This window comes from Halomarina pelagica, from assembly GCF_024228315.1.
Taxonomy (GTDB): Archaea; Halobacteriota; Halobacteria; order Halobacteriales; family Haloarculaceae; genus Halomarina; species Halomarina pelagica.
In genome coordinates this window covers 71,715-97,829 of sequence record NZ_CP100456.1, presented here as the reverse complement: position 1 = coordinate 97,829, position 26,115 = coordinate 71,715, and the positions used below count along the sequence as shown (strand labels likewise).

At 63.8% G+C, this 26,115-nt stretch carries 21 protein-coding genes; 10 read left to right on the top strand and 11 right to left on the bottom strand.

Annotated elements, in window-relative coordinates; translation table 11 throughout:
* Positions 1-51: 51 nt before the first annotated feature.
* Positions 52-2,403, bottom strand: a complete 2,352-nt coding sequence (yicI, locus tag NKI68_RS21835) for an alpha-xylosidase (protein ID WP_254547125.1) — start codon at positions 2,401-2,403, stop codon at positions 52-54.
* 240 nt (positions 2,404-2,643) lie between these two features.
* Between yicI and NKI68_RS21830 the strand changes: the two genes are divergently transcribed.
* Together NKI68_RS21830 and NKI68_RS21825 are read left to right on the top strand one after the other, a co-directional pair.
* Positions 2,644-3,909, top strand: coding sequence for a mandelate racemase/muconate lactonizing enzyme family protein (locus tag NKI68_RS21830; protein WP_254547124.1), 1,266 nt, complete (start codon positions 2,644-2,646; stop codon positions 3,907-3,909).
* A gap of 71 nt (positions 3,910-3,980) precedes the next feature.
* The gene (locus NKI68_RS21825) at positions 3,981-4,889 is read left to right on the top strand and encodes a C-terminal binding protein (protein WP_254547123.1); all 909 of its coding nucleotides are present in this window, start codon (positions 3,981-3,983) and stop codon (positions 4,887-4,889) included.
* Between the two features lie 122 nt (positions 4,890-5,011).
* Here the strand turns inward: NKI68_RS21825 and NKI68_RS21820 are convergent, their stop codons facing one another.
* Together NKI68_RS21820 and NKI68_RS21815 are read right to left on the bottom strand one after the other, a co-directional pair.
* Positions 5,012-5,881: a carbohydrate ABC transporter permease gene (locus NKI68_RS21820; protein ID WP_254547122.1), complete on the bottom strand. Its 870-nt coding sequence runs from the start codon at positions 5,879-5,881 to the stop codon at positions 5,012-5,014.
* A gap of 1 nt (position 5,882) precedes the next feature.
* Positions 5,883-6,857, bottom strand: coding sequence for a carbohydrate ABC transporter permease (locus tag NKI68_RS21815; RefSeq protein WP_254547120.1), 975 nt, complete (start codon positions 6,855-6,857; stop codon positions 5,883-5,885).
* A gap of 136 nt (positions 6,858-6,993) precedes the next feature.
* Here NKI68_RS21815 and NKI68_RS21810 point away from each other — a divergent pair, with 136 nt between their 5' ends.
* From NKI68_RS21810 to NKI68_RS21785, 6 genes are all read left to right on the top strand, one after another.
* Positions 6,994-7,140 (top strand): hypothetical protein, encoded by a 147-nt coding sequence (locus tag NKI68_RS21810; RefSeq protein WP_254547119.1) that lies wholly within the window; start codon positions 6,994-6,996, stop codon positions 7,138-7,140.
* A gap of 2 nt (positions 7,141-7,142) precedes the next feature.
* On the top strand, positions 7,143-8,156 hold the full coding sequence (locus tag NKI68_RS21805; protein WP_254547118.1) for a YeiH family protein: 1,014 nt from the start codon (positions 7,143-7,145) through the stop codon (positions 8,154-8,156).
* Positions 8,157-8,227: 71 nt separating this feature from the next.
* Positions 8,228-8,551, top strand: a complete 324-nt coding sequence (locus NKI68_RS21800) for a UxaA family hydrolase (RefSeq protein WP_254547117.1) — start codon at positions 8,228-8,230, stop codon at positions 8,549-8,551.
* Between the two features lie 5 nt (positions 8,552-8,556).
* On the top strand, positions 8,557-9,723 hold the full coding sequence (locus NKI68_RS21795) for a UxaA family hydrolase (protein WP_254547116.1): 1,167 nt from the start codon (positions 8,557-8,559) through the stop codon (positions 9,721-9,723).
* Between the two features lies 1 nt (position 9,724).
* On the top strand, positions 9,725-10,729 hold the full coding sequence (locus NKI68_RS21790; RefSeq protein WP_254547115.1) for an Ldh family oxidoreductase: 1,005 nt from the start codon (positions 9,725-9,727) through the stop codon (positions 10,727-10,729).
* Positions 10,730-10,831: 102 nt separating this feature from the next.
* Positions 10,832-12,136 carry an ABC transporter substrate-binding protein gene (locus NKI68_RS21785; protein ID WP_254547114.1) on the top strand — a complete coding sequence of 435 codons (1,305 nt, stop codon included), beginning with the start codon at positions 10,832-10,834 and terminating at the stop codon, positions 12,134-12,136.
* Between the two features lie 140 nt (positions 12,137-12,276).
* Here NKI68_RS21785 and NKI68_RS21780 read toward each other — a convergent pair whose 3' ends face one another.
* On the bottom strand, positions 12,277-13,185 hold the full coding sequence (locus NKI68_RS21780; RefSeq protein WP_256562723.1) for a dihydrodipicolinate synthase family protein: 909 nt from the start codon (positions 13,183-13,185) through the stop codon (positions 12,277-12,279).
* A 139-nt stretch (positions 13,186-13,324) separates the two neighbouring features.
* On the opposite strand from NKI68_RS21780, the gene NKI68_RS21775 reads away from it, so the two are divergent.
* Positions 13,325-14,800 (top strand): aldehyde dehydrogenase family protein, encoded by a 1,476-nt coding sequence (locus NKI68_RS21775; RefSeq protein WP_254547111.1) that lies wholly within the window; start codon positions 13,325-13,327, stop codon positions 14,798-14,800.
* A gap of 66 nt (positions 14,801-14,866) precedes the next feature.
* Here the strand turns inward: NKI68_RS21775 and gfo6 are convergent, their stop codons facing one another.
* From gfo6 to NKI68_RS21740, 7 genes are all read right to left on the bottom strand, one after another.
* Positions 14,867-15,952 carry a D-xylose 1-dehydrogenase Gfo6 gene (gene gfo6, locus NKI68_RS21770; protein WP_254547110.1) on the bottom strand — a complete coding sequence of 362 codons (1,086 nt, stop codon included), beginning with the start codon at positions 15,950-15,952 and terminating at the stop codon, positions 14,867-14,869.
* A gap of 861 nt (positions 15,953-16,813) precedes the next feature.
* Positions 16,814-18,055 (bottom strand): orc1/cdc6 family replication initiation protein, encoded by a 1,242-nt coding sequence (locus NKI68_RS21765; RefSeq protein WP_254547109.1) that lies wholly within the window; start codon positions 18,053-18,055, stop codon positions 16,814-16,816.
* A 1,085-nt stretch (positions 18,056-19,140) separates the two neighbouring features.
* On the bottom strand, positions 19,141-20,160 hold the full coding sequence (locus tag NKI68_RS21760) for a Gfo/Idh/MocA family protein (protein ID WP_254547108.1): 1,020 nt from the start codon (positions 20,158-20,160) through the stop codon (positions 19,141-19,143).
* A complete protein-coding gene (locus tag NKI68_RS21755; protein ID WP_254547106.1) occupies positions 20,157-21,305 on the bottom strand; it encodes an ABC transporter ATP-binding protein in 1,149 nt (382 codons plus the stop codon). The genes NKI68_RS21760 and NKI68_RS21755 overlap by 4 nt, the downstream gene beginning before the upstream one ends.
* A 78-nt stretch (positions 21,306-21,383) precedes the next feature.
* A complete protein-coding gene (locus NKI68_RS21750; RefSeq protein WP_254547105.1) occupies positions 21,384-22,244 on the bottom strand; it encodes a carbohydrate ABC transporter permease in 861 nt (286 codons plus the stop codon).
* Position 22,245: 1 nt separating this feature from the next.
* Positions 22,246-23,187 carry a carbohydrate ABC transporter permease gene (locus NKI68_RS21745; protein ID WP_254547103.1) on the bottom strand — a complete coding sequence of 314 codons (942 nt, stop codon included), beginning with the start codon at positions 23,185-23,187 and terminating at the stop codon, positions 22,246-22,248.
* Positions 23,188-23,289: 102 nt separating this feature from the next.
* The gene (locus NKI68_RS21740; RefSeq protein ID WP_254547102.1) at positions 23,290-24,690 is read right to left on the bottom strand and encodes an extracellular solute-binding protein; all 1,401 of its coding nucleotides are present in this window, start codon (positions 24,688-24,690) and stop codon (positions 23,290-23,292) included.
* Positions 24,691-24,854: 164 nt separating this feature from the next.
* Here NKI68_RS21740 and NKI68_RS21735 point away from each other — a divergent pair, with 164 nt between their 5' ends.
* Positions 24,855-25,943, top strand: coding sequence for a TrmB family transcriptional regulator (locus NKI68_RS21735; protein WP_256562721.1), 1,089 nt, complete (start codon positions 24,855-24,857; stop codon positions 25,941-25,943).
* The last annotated feature ends 172 nt before the right edge of the window (positions 25,944-26,115 follow it).

Genomic DNA, 26,115 nt, shown 5'->3' with positions numbered 1-26,115 from the left:
TGTGCCAGCGTTTGGCACCCCGGATAATAAATCCACCTCTCGTCGTTCTGCCTATACGGAGACGGTCGCACGGCCGTCGTCGACGGTCCACTCGCCGCTAGCCGGAGAGGCGGCGACGCGCTCCAAGCGTTGATCCCCGACCGTCACGGCGTCGGGGACGGAGTGGTTCGTCGCGAACGTCACCGCGACGGTCACTCGGTCCGCGGTGACGTCGCCGAGTTCGACGGTGAGGGTCCCGTCGGCTGTCGCGACGCGCACGTCGATGAGGGCGTCACCGTCCTCGTCGTAGAATCGCCCGCGAGCCTCGCCGGTCGCATCGAGCGTCGCACGGAACGTGAGATCGTCCGGCGTCCCCGGACGGACGGTCTCGGTCGGTTCGCGCTCCGGGATCACGCTCCCCGCGCGCACGAAGATCGGCATCGTGTCGAGCGGCGTCTCGACGGTGACGGTCCGTTCGCCCTCGTGTCGCTCGTCGGTCCGGACGTCGATCCACTCACCTGCCGGCAGGTAGACGTCGCGGGACCCCTCCGCCTCGAAGACCGGCGCGACCAGCAGATCCGTTCCGACGAGGTACTGGGTGTCGAGACGGTGCGTGGTCGGGTCGTCCTGGTACTCGAGTACCAGTGGCCGTACCACGGGCAGGCCGGTGCGGGCGGCTATCTCGGCGTACGTGTAGAGATACGGGAGCAGGGAGTAGCGCAGACGGGCGTACTCGCGGAATATCTCGACGACGTCCTCCCCGAACGCCCAGGGTTCGCGCGGCGTCGTCCCGTGACAGCGGGCGTTGCTCGAGAGGAGGCCGAACTGCGCCCAGCGCGCGTAGAGCGCGTCCGTCGGCGTGCCCCGAAAGCCGCCGATGTCGTGGCTCCAGTAAGCGATCCCCGACAGCGAGGCGGAGAGCCCGCCACGCAACGCGGCTGCCATCCCGTTCCACGTGGTCTGCGGATCGCCGCCCCAGTGCATCGGGAAGCGCTGGCTCCCCGTCCAGGCCGAGCGACCCCAGACGAGCGCCTGGTCGCGCCCCTTGACCTCGCCGACCGTCTCGTAGACGGCCTCGTTGTAGCGGTACGGGTAGAGGTTGTGCATCACCGCGCCGGTCGTTCCGTTGTCGAAGACGGCGTCCTCGGGGACGTACTCGCCGTAATCGGTCTTGAACACGTCGACGCCCATCTCGAGTAGTCGGCGGTGCTTCGCCTTCCACCACTCGACGGCGTCAGGGTTCGTGAAATCGACGAGCGCGCCGCGGTAGTCCCCCTGACAGGTGTGGTCCATCACGTAGGGCTTGCCCGTCCCGTCGGTCACGAAGTACCCACCGCTCGCGCCCTCCTCGAAGGCGTCCGTCCCGACGGGGACGTGGGGGTGCTCCCAGAGCGAGAGGCGAAAGCCCCCCTCGTGGAGTTGCTCGATCATGCCCGCCGGTTCGGGGAACTGCTCGGTGTCCCACTCCAGATCGGTCGAGCAGCGCTCGCGCATCCAGAACGGATCGAGGTGGACGACGTCGCAGGGGATCTCCTCGTCACGTAGACGGGCGGTGATCTCCTCCAGTTGTTCGCGGGACTCGTAGCCCAGCCGCGACATCCAGGTGCCGAAGCTCCACTTCGGCGGTCGGTTCGGCCGGCCGGTGAGGGCAGTGTAGGACTCGATGACGTCCGTGAATCGAGGGCCGTAGAGGAAGACGAAGGCGAACGCGTCGTCGGCCACCGAGACGGTCGCGCTCGCCGTGGACGTCTTCCCGAGGTCGTAGCTGACGCGAGCGGTCGTGTCGACGAGCATCCCGTACCCCCTCGTCGAGAGGTGGAAGGGGACGTTCTTGTACGCCCGCGGCGTCTCGGTGCCGAGCGGTTCCTCGTGCCAGAGGTCGAACTCGCGCCCGCGCCGGTCGAACTCAACGAACTGTTCGCCCAGTCCGTAGAGCTTCTCGTCGGGGGCGAGTCCGAAGGCCGTTCCCGTCTCGACGACGCGACGCGGGTTGTGGTTGATCTCCTCCTGGGTGAACCCGAGCGGTTCGACGCGCTGACGGGCGAACACGTCGAGGTCGTCGCGCTGCTCGCGGAACACCGTCTCGCCGTCGGCCTCGACGCGGAACCCCCACTCGTCCAGACCGACGACGACCCGGAGGACGCCGGTGTCGATGACGAGGTCGCCCTCGTCCTCCGAGACGGCGAGGTCGACGTCCCCCTCGATGGCGTCCTCCTCGAATGCGGGATGGACACGAGGGGACCGAACCTCGGGGTTCGCGCGCAGTTCGAAGCGGAACGTCCGGCGATCGTAGAACTCGAGGGTCACGGGAACCGTCCGCGACGTCGCCGTCGGCGGCCCGTCCGTCGCACACTCCAGAGAGACGCTGTCGCGGTCGACGGCGTAGTCCTCGACGGCGGCGACCGTGATCCGTTCGCTCGTCATTGTCGGTCGAGATGGTGAGGCTCGGCGTATTAAAACTACCCCAGTCCAGAGCGTGCGACGAGGCTCCGAAAATCGATCTCCGATCGTCGGCCACCCGCTATCGACCATCGACCATCGACCATCCATCGCCGACCGTCGATCGCCCCACCGCCAACCGCTCACCGTCAACTGTCGACCGTCGACCGCCAGTCGTCCGGCCCACCACAACCTTTATTCACGCGTTCGAACACCTCCTACTGGATGACGCACGATCGAGAACCGGACTACCGTATCGCACAGGGGGGCGGCGTCCCCTGGCGTGACCTGGCGCGGGAGGAGACCCACCGACCGCCCGAACGAGACGTCGAGATCACCGACGTGAAGACGATGGCGATCGCGGGCAACTTCACGTGGGGTATCGTCAAGGTGGAGACCGACGCCGACGTCTACGGGCTCGGCGAGACGTTCCGGGCCGAGGCCGCCCTCGACATGGCCGAGCGGATGGCGATCGACCTCGAAGGCGAGAACCCGCTCGACATCGACCGCATCACGGGCCTGCTCGAACAGCGCTACACCGGCTGCGGTCGCATCGGCCAGGCCGCGTTCACGGGCATCGAGACGGCGCTGTGGGACATCAAGGGGAAGCTGTTCGACGTCCCCGTCTACGAACTGCTCGGCGGGAAGTACCGCGACGAGATCAAGATCTACTGCGACACCCACGGCGGGGAGTCGCTCGGGGCGGCGGCGTCACGCGACCCGACGGACGTCTACACGCCGGAGTCGTACGCCCGCGCCGCCCGTGAGGTGGTCGACGAGGGGTTCGAGGCGCTGAAGTTCGACCTCGACGTGCCGACCCACCGCGAGTACGACCAGGCCGCCCGGCGCATGGACAACGCGGCGCTCGAACACAAGGTGTCGCTCGTCGAAGCGGTCCGCGACGAGATCGGCTACGACGTCGACCTCGGGATGGACCTCCACTGGAACTTCACCGTCGAGACGGCCGTGCGCCTCGGGAAGAAACTCGAGCGGTTCGACCTCGCGTGGCTCGAGGATCCCGTCCCGCCGGAGAAGTGGGACGCCCAGAAGCGCGTCACGCGAAAGCTCGACGTGCCGGTGTTGACGGGCGAGAACCTCGTGACGGTCGATCAGTTCAACAAGGCCGCCTGCGAGGGCATCATGGACATCGCCGCCCCCGACGTGAACAAGTGCGGCGGCCTCGGCGAGTACGTGAAGATCGCGACCGTCTGTGACCTCTACGGCATCCCCATCGCCTCGCACAACATCTCCAGTCCCGTCGGCACCGTCGCGGGCGCACACGTCTCCGCGGCCATCCCTAACTTCGTCTGCATGGAGTGGCACTCGCGGGACGTCCCGTGGTGGAACGAGTTCGCCGTCCGCACCGGCGAGCGCGGCCCGATTCTGGAAGAGGGCTACGTCGACGTTCCCGAGGGGCCGGGCCTGGGGATCGAGATCGATCGCGACCTCGCCGAGGAGTACCTGACCGACGGCTCGGAACTGATCGTCTGATCCCCACCGTCATGACCCCCACCGTAGTCGTCACCGACCACGATTTCGACGACCTATCGATAGAACGAGCTGTGTTGAGCGACGTCGCCGAAGTGATCGAACTGACGCGCGACGTCGGCGAATCGTCCGACGACGCCCGAGACCTCCTCTCTCGCGCCGACGCGGTCATCAACCTCCGGTACGACCTCGACGCCGAGGCGATCGCCGCGATGGATGACGTCCAGGTCATCGCCAGGTACGGCATCGGCGTCGACAACGTCGACACGGAGGCGGCCGCGGAACGCGCCATTCCGGTCACGAACGTCCCGACGTACTGCCTGGAGGAGGTAGCGACCCACGCACTCGCGCTCGTGCTCGCGCTCGGGAGGGAGGTGGTCCGCTACGACCGCTCCGTCTCCGACGGCGGGTGGGATCGATCCGTCGGCGCACCCGTCCACCGGTTCTCGACGCGAACGGTCGGCGTCGTGGGGTACGGCGCGATCGGGCGCGAGGTCGGAACGCGGGCGGCGGCGCTCGGCGCTGACGTCCTCGCGAGCGATCCGTTCCTCGGCGAGGCGGACGTCGCGGACGACCCGGCGACGCTGGTCACGTTCGACGAACTGCTCGAACGGGCGGACTTCGTCACCGTCCACTCGCCGCTGACCGAGGGGACCCGCGGGATGATCGACGCCGACGCGTTCGCACGGATGAAGGACTCGGCGTACCTCGTGAACGTCGCGCGGGGCCCCATCGTCGACCGCGACGCGCTCGTAGACGCCCTCGAATCGGAGGCGATCGCTGGCGCGGGCCTCGACGTCTTCCCGGACGAACCGCCGACCGCGGACGATCCCCTGCGCGGTCACGACCGCGTCGTCACCACGCCGCACGTCGCCTGGTACTCCGAGGAGGCCAACGAAGAGCGCCGGCGGACGGTGGCGCGCATCGTAGCGCGCGTCCTCACGGGTGGGGACCCGTACAACGTGGTCAACGGCGTCGAGTGACGCCGTTCGCGGTCGGGTTCACTCACGCGCCGAACGTGCGCGAGCGCCTCGAACGTCTCGATCGCTATCCGATTCAGCTCGAAAGAACGGCAGGGTAGACGATCCACAGGAGAGGATGGTCGTCAGGCCTTCCCGGTACCGGCGGTGAGCCCCTCGACGACACGTTGCTGGAAGAAGAGCATGAACAGCATCAGCGGGACGATGGACATGAACACCGCCGCGGAGATGGTCCCCCAGGGGTACTGATACTGGCCCTGGTACAGGGCGATCCCGACGGTGATCGTCCGCATCTGATCCTGCGTCATGAACGTGAGCGCGAAGAGGAACTCGTTCCACGCGTAGATGAAGACGATGATGGCGGTCGTCGCCATCGCGGGTGCGGAGACGGGGAGGATGATGCGAAACAGGACGCCGATCCGCGACAGCCCGTCCATCAGCCCGGCCTCCTCGAGGGAGTCGGGGAGTTCCTTGAAGTACGCCTGGAAGATCCAGACGGCGAACGGGAGCTGGAACGCGGAGTACGGGACGATGAGGCCGAGGTAATCGTTGAGGAGGCCCCACGACCGCGCCAGCGAGAACAGCGGGATGAGACGCGAGATGTACGGCAGCATGGCGGTACCCAGAATGAGCAGGAGGACGTGGAGCTTGTACTGGAACCGCAATCTGGAGAGCGCGTAGCCCGCGAGCGCGCCCAGTACGACGTCGACGATCGCCGTCCCGCCCGCGACGATGGCGCTGTTGACGAGGTATCGCAGGAACGGGGCCTGCGAGAGCGCGGTGGCGTAGTTCTCGAGCGTCGGGTTCTGCGGGAGGTAGTGGACGGGAAACTGGACGACGTTCGCCGGCTGCTTGATGGAGGTGACGAACATCCAGATGACCGGGAACATCGACACGAGCGTGAGGACGAAGAGCGAGCCGTAGAAGCCGAGCTTCTTTCCGACCCACTGGAACGACTCGACGTCGAACGCGAAGCGTCCGCTCCGGGTGCTCACGTCAGCGCACCTCCGGTTCGTAGAGCGTGCCGACGTAGAGCAGCGAGATGACCAGTGCGATGAGCGTGATGATGGTCGCCACCGCGGAGCCGCGCCCGAACGCAAGCTGGGTGAACGTCAACTGCTGGTCGTACAGCACGAGCGTCGTCGTCGCCTCGGCCGGGCCGCCGCCGGTCAGTCCGTAGGGGAGACCGAACGCCTGGAAGGCGGGGAGGGTGCGGAAGATGAGCGCGACGAGGATCGTCGGCTTCAGCAGCGGGAGCGTGATGTCTCGGAACTGCCGCCACCTCGACGCCCCGTCCATCCGTACCGCCTCGTAGAGGTGGTCCGGGATCCCGGACAGACCGGCCAACAGGATCAGCGCCATGAACGAACTCGTCTTCCAGATGGTGATGAGGGTCATCGACGCGAGCGCGACGTCGGGATGGGCGAGGAACGCGTAGGGTTCCTGGAGCACGCCCAGCCGGATCAGCAGGTCGTTGACGACGCCGTACTGCCCGTGGAGCATCCACGCCCAGATCTTCGCGTTGATGACGGTCGGGAGCGCCCACGGGAACAGGATGGCGGCCTGGACGACGTACTTCCCGGTGAACGCGCGGTTCAGCAACAGGGCCATACCCAGCCCGATGACGAGTTCGATCGGGACGCTCACGAACGTGTAGATGAGGCTCACCTGCAGCGCGTTCCAGAAGCTCCCGCTCGAGAGGACCGCCTCGTAGTTCTCGAGGCCGACGAACGTCGTCGGTTCCATCTCGAGGACGTACCCCTGGTGGAAGCTCCCCCACACCGTGTCGACGATGGGGTAGAACGAGATCAGGAGCAGGAAGCAGACGACGGGCGTCAGGAGCGCCGTCGCGAGTTCCTCTTCCGTCAGCCTGAGTTCGCGGTACCGCCGCAAGCGCGACCGCACTCCCGAGACGGATCCATCGGACGGATCGCCGGGGGACCCGCCGGCGTGGTCTACTGTGTCAGTCATTCGTGTTCGTAGTCCGTGATGGATCCATCTATCATAAAAGTACGGGCGCGTTCGGGTCACGGGTGCGTTCGAGCGGGCGGCGGACAGCCGCCGAACCGGAGTTTTATGTGGCTCGTGCGCTTCACCGCTGACGACAATGGAGACCGATAGGCCGACCGGCCCGACTAGCGAGAGCGCCGGTGTCGTCGAACGCACGCTGAACTGCTGGGCGACCCTCGACCGGGGGTGGAAGGCCGCGCTGTTCGGCGTGGCGATCGTGTGTCTCCACCTCTCGCTCGCCTGACGATGGCACGGAGAACCCCCACGACCGCCGTCCTCCCGGGGCTCGCGGTGCTTCCGGGACTCGCGGTCATCACCGTCGTCGGGGTCGCGGCGCGAGAACTGGGGGCGTCCGTTCCGTACCTGAGTCCGCTCGTCCTCGCGACCGCCGTCGGCGCGCTCCTCGCGAACACGACCGGGACCCCCGGGTGGGCCCGTCCCGGGATCGACCGACACAAGCTCCTGCTGGAGACGGGGATCGTCCTCCTCGGTGCCCGCCTGACGGTCGGGCAGCTGGTCGAGACCGGGGCGGTCGTGTTCGCCCTGGCCGCGGGAGTCGTCGTCCTCGGCGTGCTGTTCACGGAGGTGATCGCGGGACGCGTCCTCGGCGTCCCGCGCCGGCCTCGGTCGCTGTTGGCGGCGGGGGCGAGCGTCTGCGGCGTCTCGGCGGTGCTGGCCGTCGCCGGGAGCATCGACGTCGACGAGGCGGACGTCGCGTACGCCGTCGCGACGATTCTCCTGTTCGACGCCGTCACGCTACTCGTCTACCCCGCCGTGGGGGACGTGCTGGGCGTAACCGGGAAGCAGTTCGGCATCTGGGTCGGGCTCAGCCTGTTCAGCACCGGGCCGGCGGTGGCCGTCGGCTTCGCCGTCTCCGAACTCGCCGGGCAGTGGGCGACCGTCACGAAGCTCGTTCGAAACGCGTTCATCGGACTGGTCGCGGTCGGCTACGCGATTCGGTACGCGACGGCGTCGGGCGAGACGCCGGGGATCGGACAGCTCCGGAGCCGGTTTCCGAAGTTCCTGTTCGGCTTTCTCGCCGTCGTGGCGATCGCGAACGTCGCGTCGCCGTCCGACGCCGCGCTCTCCGCCATCGGGACGACGGGCGACTGGTTGTTCACGCTCGCCTTCGCCGGTCTCGGGTTCGAGATCGAACTGCGGAGCCTCCGCGCGACGGGCCTTCGACCGGTGATGCTGGTGTTCGCTCACCTCCTCACCGTCAGCGCGCTCGCGCTCGGAGCGGTCCTGCTCCTCTTCTGAGCGTCGTTTCGTTCCACGATCGACGACCCGAGGGTAACCTATAAGGGGGGCCGGTCTGTCCCATGGGGTGTATGGCCGACAAGTACATACAGGTCGTCCAGCCGACGGACAACGTCGCGACCGCGTTGCGCGCTCTCGAAGCAGGAGAGGCGGTTACCGTCGCGGTCGGCGACGAGGAACGCACCGTCGAGGTGAACGAGGACGTGAGGTTCGGACACAAGATCGCGATCGAAGAGGTCGGGACCGGCGACACGGTCACGAAGTACGGCAAGAGCATCGGGAACGCCATCGAGCGGATCGCTCCCGGCGACTGGGTGCACGTCCACAACGTGGAGTCGAACTACGGTCGCGGGGACATCGCCGGCGAGAATCGGGCGGAAGCCATCCACGAGTGAGAACGATGAGCGAATTCCTCGGCTACGAACGCGACGACGGCAGCATCGGCATTCGAAACCACGTCCCCATCATTGCGACGGCTCCCTACGCCAACGACACGGTCGAACGGGCGGCGGACATCGTCGAGAACACGATTCCGATCACGCACCCGCTCGGTCGCTGTCAGACCAAGCCCGACGTCTTCCAGACCTACCGAACCCTCCTGGGGTACGCCACCCATCCCAACACCTACGGGGCGGTCGTGGTCGCCCACGCCGGCGAGATCGTCGACGGCGACGAACTGGCGGACGACGTGGCCGAGACGGGACGACCGAGCGAATCCGTCAACGTCCACCGCGAGAAGGGCGTCATGAACGCCCTGAAGGCGACTGTCGACGCCGCCCAGGGGATGGTCCGGGACGCCAGCGCCCAACGGCGGGTCCCCGCCGACATGTCGAACCTCACGTTCGGCATCAACTGTGCGACCTCCGACACCACGAGCGGGCTGTGCCAGCACAAGGCGACGGCCGGCGCGGCGTGGCGACTCATCGACGAGCACGGCGGACGCGGCGTCTTCGCCGAGACGCCGGAGTTCTTCGGCGGCGAGCGCGAACTCGCCGAACGCGCGGACAGCCAGGAGGTCGAACAGAAGATCCTCGACCGCGTCGAGTGGTGGGATCAGCGCCTGCAGGCCACGGGCTACGACGTGCGGGGTGCACAGCCGACGCCCGACAACATGGACGGCGGCCTCACGACGATCGAGGAGAAGTCGCTGGGCGCGCTCGTCAAGTCCGGTGACGGCCCCATCCAGGACATCGTCGACTACGGCGCGAAGATCCCGGACGAGTCGGGGATGTACATCATGGACACGCCGGGCCACGGTGCCGAGTCCGTCACCGGTATCGGCGCGGGCGGTGCGCACTTCATGATCATCTCGACGGGCCAGGGACACACGCTCTCGAACGCCGTCATGCCCACGATCAAGATTACCGGGAACCCGGGGAGCGCCGAGCGCGTTCCCGAGGAGACCGACGTCGACGTGAGCGAGGCGCTCGTGGGCGAGCAGTCGTTCGACTGGGCGACCGATCAGTTGTGGGAGGAGATCGAGGAGGTCGTCAACGGGAAGCTGACGATGAGCGAGGCGCTGGGTGAGAGCCAGTTCGCCATCCACCGCATCGGCCCGTCGACGTGAGATGGAGGTCGATCGAGAACGCGCCGTCGCCGTCGCCGCCGATGTCTTTCGAACGCGCGGGATCGGGGACGCCGACGCGGAACTCACGGCCGAAGTCCTCGTGAGCGCCGACGCTCGCGGCAAGCACTCACACGGATTGCTCCGCCTGCCGCGGTTCGTTCGAGGTATCGAGCACGGCAACGTCGATCCCGACGGCGACATCCGGGTGGTCGCAGAGCGTGGCGGCGCGGGAACGATCGACGGCGGCTCCCGGCTGGGACCGGTCGTTGCGAGCGAGGCCGCCGTCGAAGCGATGGATCGAGCGGACGAGTACGGGATCGGTACTGTCGGCGTCCGCAACTCGAACCACCTGGGGATGCTCGGTTACTACACGGACCGGATCAGGACCGAGGGATACGTGGGGGTGGCGATCACGAACACTGAACCGGCGATGCCCCCTTACGGCGGTACGGAGGCGATCCTCGGGACGAACCCCATCGCGATCGGCCTGCCCACGGATCCCGCCTTCAACCTCGACATGTCGACGTCCGCCGTCGCGCGAGGGACCGTCCTCTACAGGCAGGAGACGGGCGAGAACCTCCCGGAGGGTGCCGCGCTGGGTCCGGACGGCGAACCGACGACCGATCCGGCGAGCGCACTCGACGGAACGATCCTCCCGTTCGGCGGCGCGAAGGGCTCCGGGTTGACGATCGCGATCGAGGTGTTGGCAGGCGGACTCGTCGGCGCGGCGATGGGGCGCGACGTCACGGGAACCTACCACACCGAGGACCCGTGCACGAAGGGCGATCTGTTCGTCGCCATCGACCCGGCGGCGATGGGCGTACCGAACTTCCCCGACCAGGCGAGCGCGTTCCTGCGGGAACTCAAGCGATCAGAGCCGGCGGCCGGCGTCGAGGAGATCCGTCTGCCGGGTGAGCGCTCGATCGAACGCGACCGGACCGCCACCGTCGTCGAGATAGAGGACGACCTCTGGGCGGAGATCGCGCGACCCGCCGACGCGGTGTAGGTTCGCGGGCGTGTGGATCATCGCTTCCAACGTTTTTTTCGCGCACTCCGAATCGGATGAACGATAACAATTAATACCCGTTGTTCGTAACAACGTTAGTGTATGACCCGCGATAGCGCAGCGCAGAATCGACGCCAGCTGCTGAAGGGCCTGGCCGGGAGCGGAACGGTACTCCTCGCCGGGTGTCTCGGTCAGGACGGCGGCGGTGGCGGTGGTGGCGGCAATCAATCGACGACGCTGAAGTTCGTCTACCCCGGGTACTACAGCGCCGACGCGAAGGACCTGCTCCCGATGTTCGACGAGCAGTCGAAGAACCTCACCGTGGACGGCCAGAAGACCCCCGCCGAGTCCGCTTCGACCCGGAAGTACTACGTCAATCAGTTCATCTCCCAGTCGTCGGCGTTCGACGTAGGGATGATGGACGTCGTCTGGCCCGCCGAGTTCGCACAGAACAAGTGGGCCGCGCCGGTCGAGGATCCCGAGAACCTCACCGAGAAGATGCTCGAGACGCCCGTGGAGGCAGTCACCATCGACGGAACGCTCTACGGGATGCCCCTCTTCACCGACGCCAACGCGCTCTACTACCGGAGCGACCTCCTGAAGCAGCACGGTTACGACGAGCCGCCGAAGACGGAGATGGAACTGGTGAACATGGCCCAGGAGATCACGAAGAACTCCGAGCAGGACCTCAACGGATACATCTGGCAGGGCGGTGCCAACGAGGGGCTCACGATCATGTGGCTCAACTGGCTCTGGGGACGCGAGGGGACCGTCGACCACGACGGAACGCTCGTAGTCAACACCCAGAAGGGGATCAGCGCGCTCCAGCACGCCGTCGATCTCATCCACAAGTACAACGTCACGCCGGAGAACGTCCCCGCATCCAGCACCGACCAGAACCGGAAGACGTTCCAGCAGGGTAACACGGTCTTCATGCGCAACTGGCCCTACGCCTACGCCCTGATGAACAAGGACGGCTCACCGGTCAAGGGGAAGTTCGCCGTCGCCTCGATGCCCGACGCGGACGGACACGTCGGCGCTCCTAACTCCTGTCTCGGCGGGTGGAACGTCTTCATCAATAGTTACTCGCAGAAGACTGACGCGGCCAATCAGTTCGCGTCGTTCATGGCCTCGCTCGACGCTCAGAAGAACATGGCCCTCGAACACAGCCGACTTCCGGTCCGAAAGGAGCTGTACGCGCCCAAGTACAAGAAGAAATCACAGGCGCTCGACGTCTTCAGCGGGATCGTCAAGGAGACGCGCGCGCGGCCGGCGACGCCGAAGTACTCGACGTTCTCGAAGATCGTCTACACCGAGTGCAACAAGGCACTCGTCCAGCAGAAGACGCCGAAACAAGCGCTCGACGACGCACAGAAGCAGATCGACAGCCAGGTCAACGACGCCTGAGGTCCCGGGTCCGGACCCTGGCGCGCGTGAGGGCGCGCGCAGACGGATACGATAGAGCCGAATAGAGCCGATTCGAACATCCGAACCGACGGTACGAAACCGCCGCAGACGGCCCTTGAGAACGGGAGTGTGTTGGAAGACTACCGCTCGGTCGACGCGCTCTCGACCGTCTCCACGACGTGGCGATGAGCCCGGTCGAGCGACTCCCGCTGACGGGCGGTGAGCGTCGGCAGCGGCGGGAGCGGATCGCCGAGGTCCAGTCCGTCGATCGCCACGAGGTACTTGATCGCGGCCGCCGTCGGCACCTCGCTCATCGCGCTGACGAGCGGTGCGACGACGTCGCGCGTGAGTCGCGCGACCGTTTCGCGGTCGTTCGCCGCGTGCGCCTCGTACAACCTGGTCAGTGCAGCGGGGAAGACGTTGGCGGGCCCCGCGATGAGGCCGCTCGTCCCGAGGTCGAGCGATGACGACGCCATCTCCGTCGCACCCTGAAAGACGGCGAACTCCTCCGGCGTCTCCGTGATGATCCGGTGGTGGTAGGTGAGATCGCCCGAAGTGTCCTTCACCCCGACGATGTCGTCGTGCTCGGCGAGCGCAACGACCGTCTCGGCGGCGATCCGATTCCCGGTCAGCGCGGGGATGTTGTACAGGAGGACCGGCATCGGCGCGCGGTCCGCTACGCGGGTGAAGAACCGCCGTAGACCGCGTTGCGTCGTGGTGAGGTAGTACGGCGCGACGACGACCGCGGCGTCCGCGTCGGCGGCGGCGGCGCTCTCGACGCTCTCTAGGACACCCTCGACGCTCGTGTCGCAACATCCGGCGATGACGGGGACGCGGCCGGCCGTCGCGGCGGCGACCGTTCGGATCACCGTCCTGTTCTGTTCCCGCGTCAAACTCGAGAACTCGCCGATCGAACTCCCCGGAAAGAGCCCGTGAACACCCGCTTCGATGAGCGAGTCGGTGAACCGCTCGAGCGTCGATTCGTCTACGTCCCCGCTACGCTCTTCGATAGGCGTAGCCATGGGAACGACTGTTCCCGACAGTTGCATAGATACCGGCTAGACCAGCACCGATTTATAACTTGGGATAGGCTCACATCCGTTCGCCGACTGCCACCTACCCAGACGCGCGTATTCGGTTTCGTCCACCGGCACAACACTTATTGGCACGTTGTCCGATCACGCATCCATGAGTCTGGAAGCAGTCCGCCGCCTCGACAAGCAAATGCTCATCGACGGATCCTGGCGTGACGGCGACGAACGAGCCGACGTCGTCCACCCCTACGACGGCGAGGTCGTCGGGTCGGTCCCGATGGCGAATGCCGAGCAGGTGACCGCTGCAATTGAGGCCGCAGATCGGGCGTACCGGGCGTCGACGCTGTCGGCGTACGAGCGGTACGAACTCCTCTCTCGAACGGCCGACAGGCTTGCCGCGCGGACCGACGAGATCGCGCAGATTATCACGAGCGAGCAGGGAAAGCCCATCACCGAGTCCAGAACCGAGGTCGATCGCGCCGTCCAGACGCTGCGACTGTCGGCGGAGGAGGCCAAACGGCTGTTCGGCGAGTACGTCCCCATGGACGCTCAGAAGGGTTTCGCGCGCGACCACTGTTTCACCCAGCGCGAACCGCTCGGCGTCGTGGCGGCCATCACGCCGTTCAACTTCCCGCTGAACCTGATGGTCCACAAGGTCGGGCCGGCGCTGGCCGCCGGTAACGGCGTCGTCGGCAAGCCCGCGACGAACACGCCGCTCAGTTCGATCGCGCTGTTCGAATGTCTCGACGAGGCGGCCGACGAAGTCGGCGCGCCGGACGGTCTCGTCAACGTCGTCACCGGGAGCGGCTCGACCGTCGGCGACGCCGTCCTCCGACACGAGGCGGTCGAAGCGATCTCCTTCACCGGCTCGACGGCCGTCGGCAAGTACCTCGCCGACAACAGCGGCATGAAGGAGGTCACGCTGGAACTCGGCGGCAACGACCCGACGATCGTCTGGTCGGACACCGACATCGAGGGGGCCGCGACACAGGTCGTCGGTGGGGCCTGCTCGAACGCAGGCCAGGTGTGTAACAGCGTCGAGCGCGTGCTCGTCCACGAGGAGATCCACGACGAACTCGTCGACGCACTCGTCGAGGCCGCGGAGGCGCTGACCGTCGGCGATCCCTTCGACGAGGCGACCGACATTGCGGCGATGGTAGACGACGAGCAGTTCGGGACCGTCGTCGAGCTGTTCGAGGAAACCGTCGGGCGAGGTGCGACCGTCGAGTGTGGCGGCAACTACGGCGGCGACCTCGGTGATCGCGTCTTCGAACCCACCGTGCTGTCGGGTGTGACGCCCGACATGCCCGCCGCCTGCGAGGAGACCTTCGGTCCGCTCGTGCCCGTCATCTCCGTCTCGGACTTCGACGAGGCGATCCGGGAAGCCAACAACACCGAGTACGGTCTCGAGGCGGGGATCTTCACGCAGGACATCGACCGCGCGAGGCGAGCGGCGGACGAGATCGAGGCCGGCGGCGTCAACGTCAACACCGTGAGCGGGTTCCGCGCGGACCACATGCCGTACGGCGGGTTCAAGGATTCCGGCGTCGGTAAGGAGGGGATCAAGTACGCCTGCGAGCACTTCTCGCGAACGAAACTCGTCGGCTTCCACCAGGGGTTCAATGGCTGATACGACGGGAGCTGCTACGTTTTCCCCGGGTTCCTGACAGAGTGCTCTCCGAGGAGGATCGTCGCCTCAGTCGAGTGTCACCCACGCGTCCCGTTCCGCCGCCTCGTAGACGGCCTCCATCGTCACCACGTCCACGAGGGCGTGTTCGCCGTCGGGATACATCGAAGCGTTCGAACGGATCCGGTCGGCGAAGTAATCGAACTCCTCCAGCATCTGGTCGACCTTCGTGAAGGTGATCGAGGCTCGACCCTCCCCACGGGAGATGTGAAGTTCCCGTGATTCGTCCTGGAAGAAAGCCGGCTCGACTCGGACCTGCCCCTCGGTGCCGGTGACCGTGATGCCGCTCGACTGTCGGGCGTTGTGGCTCGCGTAGCACGTCGCGTACACCTCGTCGGGGAACTCGAGCGAGAACGAGACCGTCTCGTCCACCTCGTCGAACGCGTCGTGGGTGCTCCCCGTTCGGCCGGTGACCGCGACGGGATCCTCGCGCAGGAAGAACCGGGCGGTGTTGAGCGGGTAGATCCCGAGGTCGAAGAGTGCCCCACCGCCCGCCAGTTCTTCGTCGAGACGCCACTGGTCCGGATCGGGATTCACTCGTTCGAGCAACCGCTGGGACATGTCGCCCCGAACCTCCTTCGGCTCGCCGATGTATCCGGCGTCGACGAGGTCGCGAGCACGACGGACCGCAGGCTCGGTGTGCATTCGATAGGCGATCATCAGCTTCACACCAGCATTATCGCACGCGGCGACGAGCCGTCGGGCTCGTTCGCTATCGCGCTCGATGGGTTTCTCGCAGAGGACGTCCTTGCCGAACTCGGCGGCCGTCCGGACGTACTCGAGGTGGAGCGCGTTCGGCGTACAGACGTACACCGCGTCGTAGGCGTCCCGTGCGACGCCGTCGTGAAACTGCTCGTAACTGATGCCGTGGGCCGCGCCCGCCGTCTCCGCCGCCACACGTTCGGCCTTCCCGCTGGTGCTGCTGACCATCACGGTCGGCTCGCAGCGGTCGCTCGCCTCGAGCGCGGGAAGTGCGCGACCCTTCGTGAACCACCCCAATCCGATGACGGCGAATCGGACCGGTTCCGTCGTCGATGCATCGATCGTCTGCCAGTCCCGCTCGCAGCCCCTCTCGAAGAGAGCGTCTACGTCCATGTCTCGGCGTATCGGAGGCAGCGTATTAAACGTCAGCCATCCCGATGACGGAATCATGTGACGTCCTCCACCAGGGTCGATTCCACGCTGAACGACCTCTCCTCGTTCGCGACTGTATCTTCCAGCGTTACATCTCGTAGTCTGATCCACCAGATAACGAGGGGTCGTAGAAATAATTTCTCGAAGGCTATTCGAAGTTGAGCGGAGATGTTAGGAAGTCGATCGCTACCTGGTCCTGAGACTAGCTATCGGCGCTGTTCCGTGTCCGACTCGGAGGGCGTAAGCGTAACGGATAGCGGGCTATGCTCCTTTCCTTCGATACGAGAATGAACTCGGGATCCGACCGTACTGAACCATTTCATGTGATAACGACATAGACGACCGAGACGTCGGGGCTTCACTACATGCGTCTCGTTCTGGTAGATACGACGCGCTACGTTCAACCGTCCGTTACGCTTGTTACCGCAAACACAGCGTTCTAAATTCATACCAATAATTTGGAATGTTTGGGGCGGGCTTCACTGTACGTCCGACCAGAACCCAACATTAGGGTGACCCTGGACAGTCACTAAAGCGTCTGATGGACTTCCGGATACTCGGTTGAGTTGCGGGAGCGATCGGTGTCGGAACTAGGATCGTCACTCGCTTGCGACCGCCACGGCTCGCGACGGGTAAGTCAGTATCGACAGGGGTAAGTGAGCAATTATAATTACTAGTCCGTCATACTTTCGACGTGAGTGGCGATGTAAATCGCGTCGTCCGTCGAACCGTAGTTCGGACACGTCTGACTCGTCCACGATTCCGGGCGCAATTCGGGCGGTGAGAGCGTTCGTCGCTCGACGGTGAGAGCGCGCTTCGCTGCTACGCGATCGGCGTGAACTCCTCGCCGGAGTCGGGCAGGTACTCGATGATGCTCCGATACGCGCCGTACTCGCTGATGACCGTCTGGAGCGCGTCGACGACGGTCGCGATGTCGCGATTGAGTTCGTGCTCGCGGTACGTGCCGCCGTCCTGACCGCGGTGTTCGATGCGGGAGAACGTCAGGTTGAGGATCTCGAAGTCGGAGAGGAAGCTCCGCATCCGACGGGCGGTGCGTGGATCGCGGCCCTGGAACTCGCAGAGTTCCTTGTACCGCTGGTAGACGACGCGCGACCGGGCCGGCGTCGCGTCCTCGGCGGCGAGCGTCGTCAGCGCGTACAGGGTGAGTTGCTCGTGTTCGGTGAGATCGCGCATGATGTCCATGCTCTGCTGGGCCTCGAGCTTCTCCTGGGCGCGCTCGACGTGGTCGGTCGTCACCGTCGCCGCGTTCTCCGTCCGGGCGAGGTCGCCGGCCTTGCGGAGGAGCGTGATCGCGCGACGGGCGTCACCGCCGTCCTGCCGACCGAGTGCGGCACAGAGCGGGATCACTCCCTCCTCGAGCGCGTTCTTGTGGAACGCGATGTCGGCCCGCTGTTCGAGGACCTTCTGGAGTTCCTCGGTGCCGTACGGCGGGAACGAGATCTCCGTCTCGCAGAGCGACGACTGGACCTTCGCGTCGAGTCGCTCTCGGAACGTCGAGTCGTTGCTGATGCCGATGAGCCCCAGCTGGATGTTGTCGATGTAGCCGTTGTTGTCCGCCCGGGTGATCTGGTAGAGGAAGGTGTCGTCCGTGATGTGGTCGATCTCATCGAGAACGATGACGACGGTTCCGGAGAGGCCGTTGAGTTCGTCCCAGAGGAGGCGATAGACCTTGGACTGCGGGTGGCCGGTTTCGGCGATGTGGTGTTCGGGTTCTCGAAGGTTGTTGATCAAGCTGATCGCGGCCTGGTAGCTCGTGCTGAGGCCGTCGCAGTTGAGCGTGATGAAGGAGATGTCGACGTCGAAGTGCTGGGCGGATTCGAGGAGTTCGTTGAGCAGGAAGTTCGTGACCGCGGTCTTCCCGACGCCGGTCTTGCCGTAGATGAAGATGTTGTCGGGGTACTCGCCGTTGATGATCGGCTGCAACGCCGCTTCGTACTCCTCGATCTCGTTGTCCCGGCCGACGATGTCGTCCGGAACGTACTCTACTTTGAGCGTGTTCCGCCGTTTATACAGCGTGTCGTCCGGTTGGAATCGAGGACCCATCGTATCGTCATGAGTTATCGTATCGTCATAATCGTTTCGACCGTCGTTTCCACTATTTCCAGTATAACCACCAGGGGGTGCCAGTTCCACTAACGGTATGAGACCCCAGCGTTTCCGGTGAATGGCTGCGGGATCGAATCCTGGATATTCGCCCCGGCAACCGCAAAGCGGGAAACGGTCGCCGAGGGATCCTCACACCGGTTTCCGAAGTCCCGCAGAGTAGACGGAGTCGGGTCAAGACAGACGGAGTTAGTGGTGACCGGATTACGGAGACGGAGGCACGTAGACGGAGGCTCGTAGACGGGGGCACGTAGACGGAGGCTCGTAGACGGGAGCCACCTGGACGGAATCGCCAGGGCACGATCAGTCGAGGGCCATAGGGTACCCTACCGTTTCCAGTAACTCTGACCCCATCGTTTCCAGTAAAGCGGCGGGTTCGTGGCGACGGACACCCACCCCACTGTTTCCAGTAAATCCCACGGTTTCGATCGGAGGAAGATATGTGAAGACGAACCAGTGGGTTCCAGTATTTCCAGTAATCGCTTACGTATAATAGAGTAGCACCCCATCATTTCCACTAAATAGCTGATAGGAGTGAATCGGGAGAGGGCGAGGAGGTAGAAACGAGAGGGCGGACGGAACACTCTCCCCCCATCGTTTCCAGTAAAGCGGCGTGAGAGTACCTGGCACTTCTCGAAAGCATACTGAACGGGCGAAACGTTTATTATTGTTGTACGCTAGTTGGTCCGTAGCCTCAAGAGAAGAAACAGAGAAAAGATAGAAGTAGTGAACTAGTCTAGAGAAGCGGCTTACTAGTCTAGAGGTTTCTAGCGAAATCAACGTCGATACTCGCCACCCCCACGCTCTTCGCCACGTTTACTGGAAACGATGGGGGGAGAGGGTGTGCCCTCGAGCATCGGTCCATGTCTTATCAGCGTATTAGTGGAAATGGTGGGGTCTGACGTCCGTCTGACGTAGTCCCCACGAACGACTGGAGTCGTTGGTCGATGTTCTCACCGTTTCTGAGTCGAAACGCCTGCTCTACGAGTACCGAGATCAACGCGGATTACGATCGACGGGAATCGTCACTGTGCCAGGTACTCGCGTACGTCGACGACGGATCGCGTCTCGTACGCCTCGTAGGCGGCCTCCGTCAGTGCGACGACGGTGAGTCCGAACGACCCCGGGACAGTCGGTGAACGCTCCCCTCGAACAGCCTGGACGAAGTCAGTGAGTTTCCGATCTACGAGCGTCTCGAAGCTCGAGTCGTCCTCCAACGGGATCTCGACTTTCTCCCCGTCCCGTTCGGTCAGGGTGAGACGGTCACGACTGTACGTGAGCCGTCCTCCGGTTCCCCAGATGATCAGCCCTTCGTACGTATCGGGGGTTTGCACCCCGTCGGCGGTAATCACGAGACTTGCCGTGACTGGCTGACCGTCGCGCTCTAACTGGAGCGCGAGCGCGCTGTTCACGTCCACGTCGTGTCCCTGGTGGTCGATCGTGGCCGCAACGGAGATCGGTTTCGTTCCCGTCGTCCAGAGGAGCGTATCGAGAAGGTGCGATCCGGAGTCGTACAGTTGACCGCCACCGGAGAGGGCGGGATTACCTCGCCAGGCATCGCTGAACAGTCGGATCCAGTGCTGTCCCATGTAACAGTTCACGGCGTGGATCTCGCCCAGACGACCGCTATCGACGAGTTCCTTGATCTTCCGGTACACGGGGTGATAGTGTCGCTGGTATCCGACGACGAGGACTCGGTTTCGACGCTTCGCCGTCTCGACGAGGTCCCGTGCGTCGTCGACAGCAGTGACCAGAGGCTTTTCGATGAAGACGTGGAGATCCCGTTCCAAACACGCCATCGCCTGTTCGTAGTGGAGCGTGTGCGGCGTCACGATGTTGACCGCGTCGAGCTCCACGGCGTGTTCCTCGAGCATCTCTCGGTAATCCTCGTAGGTCGGCGCTTCGAATCGAGATTCGAAGCGCTCACGACCGGTTCGGGCGATGTCCGCACCAGCGACGACCTTCACGCCCTCCATCTCCTCATAGCTCTTTAGCTCGTGCATGCAGAGCTGACCGAGACCGATGGCCGCGAGTTTGATGCTCACGCGGCTTCACCCCCCGACTCGGTCGCCGTCGGGATTCGTGTACTCCGGCGCTCGCAGTGGACGAGTGCCTCGCCCGAGGACGTTTCGAACAGATGGATCCTCGGTTCGGGAAACCGAACCGAGATGGACGCGCCCTCGGGTACCTCGTACTCTCCTCCGACGGCCGCGGTGACGGCGGCACCGTCCACGTCGACGTGGAGGAAGTTCTGATCGCCCATCGGTTCGACGACCTGTACGGTCCCCTCGAAGGTATTTCGCCGTCCTGTCTCCACGACTTCGACGTCTCCCGGTCGAATGCCGAGCGTGATCTGATCCGTTCGAGAAACGACGTCGCGGTAGCGTTCGGAGATCTCGTAGCGAATGGACGGGCCGACCAAAGCGGTGCCCTCGGTTTCCATCGAGAAGAAATTCATAGCGGGTTCGCCGATGAAGTTCGCCACGAAGAGGTTCTTGGGCTCGTAATAACACTCGAGCGGCGTCCCGACCTGTTGCAGTCGCCCCTCGTTCAGTACTGCGATACGGTCGCCCATCGTCATCGCTTCCGTCTGATCGTGGGTCACGTATACCGTCGTGACGCCGAGTTCGGACTGTAACTGCTGGATCTCCGTGCGCATCTGCGTCCGCAACTTCGCGTCGAGGTTCGACAGTGGCTCGTCCATCAGGAAGACCTCGGGCTCGCGGACGATCGCGCGACCGAGCGCGACGCGCTGTTGCTGGCCGCCCGAGAGCTCTTTCGGTTTGTCGTCCAGTAGCTCCTCGATGCCGAGCATGCGGGCGACGTCTTCGACGCGCTCGTCTCGTTCTTCCCTTGAGAGGCTCGTCGTCATCCGCAGGCCGAACGATATGTTCTCTCTGGCCGTCATGTGGGGGTACAGCGCGTAGTTCTGAAACACCATCGCGATGTTTCGCTCCTCGGGCGTCATGCCGACGACGTCCGCCTCTCCGAATCGGATGGACCCGTCGGTCACCGATTCGAGCCCCGCGATACAGCGGAGCGTGGTCGATTTTCCGCAGCCGGAGGGGCCGACGAGGATGAGGAACTCGCCGTCGGCGAGTTCCAGCGAGAGGTCTTCGACCGCGAGGATGTCACTTCCGGAGCCGGTTCGGTACCGTTTTGCCAGGTTCTCGATCTCTAGTTTCGACATGGTGTTATCAATGGACGTTGGGCGTCGTTTTGCGTGCCAGTACTGCGAGTACCCATCGACGGACGGGACGGCTGGCGATCATCCCTTGACCGCCCCTTCGATGAGCCCCTTGACGAAGTACCGTTGTAGGGCGACGAACATGACGAGGATGGGAACCATCGCGATGACGCTCGCCGCCGCGACGGCTCGCCAGTCCATGCTGTACTGTCCCTGAAAGGAGAACAGGCCGATAGAGACCGTATACAGATCGGACTCGCTGAGTACGGTGAACGCCATGACGAACTCGGCCCAGGAGAAGACGAAGTTGAAGATGGCGACGACGGCGATTCCCGGTGCCACCGACGGCAGGAGAACGTAGACGAGGGTCTGTACCCGATTGCAGCCGTCAACGCGTGCCGCCTCGTCCAGACCGTCGGGGATCGTATCGAAGTAACTCTTCAGTAGCCAGATGGAAAACGGAACCTGTAGGCCGATATACAGGAGTATGAGCCCGATGTGAGTGTTCAGGAGGTTCATCTGTGCCATCATGTTGTACAGGGGAATGACGATGACGACCGGCGAAATCATCTGAAACAGCAGCACGCCGAAGAGGACGTGCTTTTTCGCTCGGAAGTCGAATCGCGAGAAGCCGTACGCCGCCGGCGTGACGACGAGAAGGACACCGACGACCTCCAACATCGCTATCTTTAGCGAGTTGATGACCCACGTAACCATCTCTGAACTCTGCAGCACGCGTACGTAGGGTCCGAACGTCACCTGCCGTGGGACGAACTGTACGGGATACGAGAGTACCTCCCCGGGCTGCCGGAGGCTCATCGAGACGACCCACAATACGGGGAACAGGAAGAACACCAAGGCGACCGCGTAGACCACGTACGTAAGCGCGGTGGACGCGGAGACGTGCTCGAACGCGGACACCGTCGAACGCTGTTCGCTCATCTCACATCCCCTCCTCTTCGATGAAGAAGTGCATGTAGATAACCGTCATCAGGACGTTCACGAGCAACATCAACACGGCCACGGCGGCGGCCTGCCCGAGGTGGAACCGGTCGAACCCCTCGAGATACATGAACAGCGCCAGCACTTCGGTGGCGTGGCCCGGACCGCCGCCGGTGAGACTCATGATCATGTCGAACGTGTTTAACGTGTAGATGGTGATGAGCACCAGCGTGATGAACACGACCGGCTTGATCTGCGGGAGCGTGACGTACCGGAAGCGCTGTAGCGCTCCTGCACCGTCGACCTTCGCGGCGTCGTAGAGGTGCATCGGAACCTGCTTGAGTCCGGCATACAGCATAATCATGGAGAAGGCGGTACCGCGCCAGGTGTTGGCCGTGATCGTCGACAGTAGCGCCATCTGGGGATCAGAGAGAAACGCGACGACGTCGAACCCCAGTTGCAGGAGAATGTAGTTCACAACTCCGTAGTTGGTTTCGATGAGCATGATCTTCCAGAGGATACCGATGACGATCCCCGGGATAACCCACGCTGAGAGCACCGCGACCCGGGTCGAGACGCTCACGTAAAGTTTCTCTTTCACCCCATGATCGATCGCGAGCGCGAGCACCATCCCGAAGGTGAGCTGTAGGACGACACTCGCACAGACGAACAGCAACGTGACCTTACTCATCGTCCAGAACGACGGCGACGAGAGGACATCGAGATACGATTGGAGTCCGACGTATCGGTATCCCGGCTCCACGAGGCTCATGTTCGTAAAGCTCATCCGAATCGCCTCGACGAGCGGGTAGAGCCTGAACACGAGGAGGAACAGCGCCGCGGGGGCGATCCACGCTATCGGCGTGTTCTGGAACCGGTCGAACGATCCGAGAACGGTATTGATCGTATCGTGGACGCTCTCCGGTAGCCGTTCGACGCTCATCGACATCCCGAGATACCTCCGCGTCGAATCGTTCCCATCGTCTCCGATGTGACAGACGGTGACCGTCTTGGCGAGTGGAACGAGGTGATCATGGTTCGGCGATCATCCCCCGTACTCTGCGTTTACGTTCCTGATCATCGTCTCGACCGCGCGCTTCGGGGTCGCCTGTCCGGTGATGACCTTCCCGGCGGCCGTCTGCCACTCCGAGGAGATCGTGAGATAGATCGGGACCCCCGGTCGAGCGCGACCGTTCTCGAGGAGTCGCTTGAACTCCTGCATGTACGGGTCCTCCGAGAAGTACGCCACCTCCTCGAAGACGGATTTTCGTGTCGGTAGATAGCCGCCGGCTTTGCAGAACTCACCCATGTTCTCCTTCTTCGCGAAGAGCCCGGCGTAATCGGTCGCCGCCTTGCGCTTCTTCTCGTCCTTCGCGAACACCCCGACCGTCCAGCCGCCAGTTCCCGTCGCGGCGATAGACGGCTTCATCTGTGGGATCTTCGCGACCTTCCACTTCCGCCACTCTTTCTCGCTGTCGACGTTCTGCTTCATCGTGGCGATCTGCCAGTTACCTCCGAGGAACATCGCCGTCTCACCGTTGAGTGCGGCCTGGCGCAGCAGTCCGTAGTCGGTAATGTTGGCGACGCGTTGTGGTGTCACACCCGTCTCGATCGTCCGCTCGAAGAACTCGAAGACGTTGAGCAGTGCCTCCTTGTTCCCCTTCTCGTCGAGCACCGGCTTCCCCCGATCGTTCACGAGGTCTCCGCCCTGCGCCCAGAACATGGCGAGGTTGTCGAAGGTCGTCGCCTCCCACTTCCCCCCGTTGTACATGTATCCGGCCATGTCCTCGTTCTTCGTGATGTCCGTTCCGACCTGGATGAGTTCGTCCCACGTCTTCGGTGGCGTACCGTCGTTGTACGTATCGATGAGATCCTGTCGGTAGTACAACGCTCGGCAGTCGGTGTTCTTCCAGACCGCCTGCCACTCGCCGTCCTTGACCATCACGTCCGTGACGAACGGGTACCAGTCGTCCGTGTCCTCGATGACGTCCGTGACCGGCTGGAGGTGTCGGGTGAAACTCGGAACCCAAAAGGAATCGACCTGCGACATCGAGGGGGCGTTGCCCTTCGCGGCCACCTGGAGCAGTTTCGTCTTCATCTGCTCCAGGTTCGTCTGATACTCGAGTTCGATCGCAGCGTTCGAGTGATTTTTCGCCCACGCCCTGAAGAACTTCTCGTACACCTTCGCGAGCTGTGGGTTCTCGTCCTGCGTGTGGGAGGCTTCGGGAAGGAGCCAGTGGGTCAGCACTGTCGGAGCGTCGCTCGCTCCGACGCGATCCTCCGTAACGAGTGATCTCGACGAACCCCCGGTGGCATCGCCACCGAGCGTCCGAGTGCATCCCGCGAGCCCCCCGAGCAGCGCACTGGCTCCGGCGGCAGAGCCCAGTCGGAGTGCGGTACGTCGCGTCAACCTGTCGTTGGGATCGCCCCTATCGCCCGTGGTCATTGTTATCACGCGACGCATCGGAATCGAATCGATACTATTTATAATTTTGGTAGGAATAGGTATTGAAGCAGTGAATAGATATCACCAGTACTAAAATAGTGGTGCAATTCAAAACTACCTGAAGTAGTAACTGATTCAACGAGCGACACCGTGATGGCGGTAGAATGAAACGAGACGCGGTCCGCGAGACGTTACAGGACGCGGGGTTCACGCAGTACGAAGCCGACGTGTATCTCGCGCTCGTCAGACGGGGAGCCGCATCGGCGACGGAGGTCGCGGAGGCGAGTGGCGTCCCGAATTCGCGCGTCTACGACGTGCTTCGGGAACTAGAGAGCGAGGGTCTCATCGAGACGTACAAACAGGACAGTCTACGAGCGCGGGCGCTCGAGCCCCGCTCCGTCATCGAGGATCTCCGGTCGCGGGCCGATTCGTTCACCGAGACTGCGGACGAACTCGACGAACTGTGGAACGAGCCGGACCTCGGCGAGCACGACGTAACGCTCGTCAAACGGTTCGAGACCGTCATCGAGCAGGCCAGGTACTTCGTGAGGAGCGCGGAGAACGAGGTTCAACTCGCGGTCACTCCCTCCGAGTTCGACGAGCTCCGGCCAGTCCTCCACGAGGCGTACGGTCGCGGCGTGTTCGTCAAACTCTCGCTCTCGCCGGAGAATTACGGCGACGAGATACGGGACGAACGACTCGACTTCGAGAACGTCGCTTCGGAGGTGAGCTTCCGCGACCTCGTTACACCGTTCGTAGCGCTCGTAGATCGTGCCAAGATCTGCTTCACCCCCCAACCTGGTTCCGGATACCAGTTCGGGATCGTCGCCAACAACCGCCCGCTCGCCTACGTGTTCCACTGGTACTTCCAGACGTCACTCTGGGAGCCGTGGGAGGTCGCGTACACGACCCGCGGCACAGAACCACCCATCACGTACGTGGACATCAGGCAGTTCATCGTCGACATCGCTCCGCTGTATCACGAAGGAGCCGACGTCGCCGTTACCGTGACAGGGTACGATACGACCACCGGCAAGTGTCGAGAGATCACGGGGACGCTCGTCGACCTGGTATACACCGGCTCGACGCTCGATAACAAGTATCCTTCCCTGTCGGAGGTTTCCGGTCTGGTTTCCTTCCATGTGAGTGACGGGGAGGACGTCCACAGCATCGGCGGATGGTACGCGAAGATCGAAGATCTCGAACTCCGACGTTTGACTATCGATTCAATCACCCCGCCAGAGGACACGTGAGACGAACATCTTCGGGGTGATGAAATATCGGCCAGTGGAACGACGGAGGGTGTCGATGTCCCGCTACGCCTGGATCGATTAGACCGGCGGAACGCGTAGATAGGAGAGCGGACGCCCCCGAACCGCTCCCGAGTCGAACGTAGTCGGTGCTGTCGGACGTGCGGAGACAGGC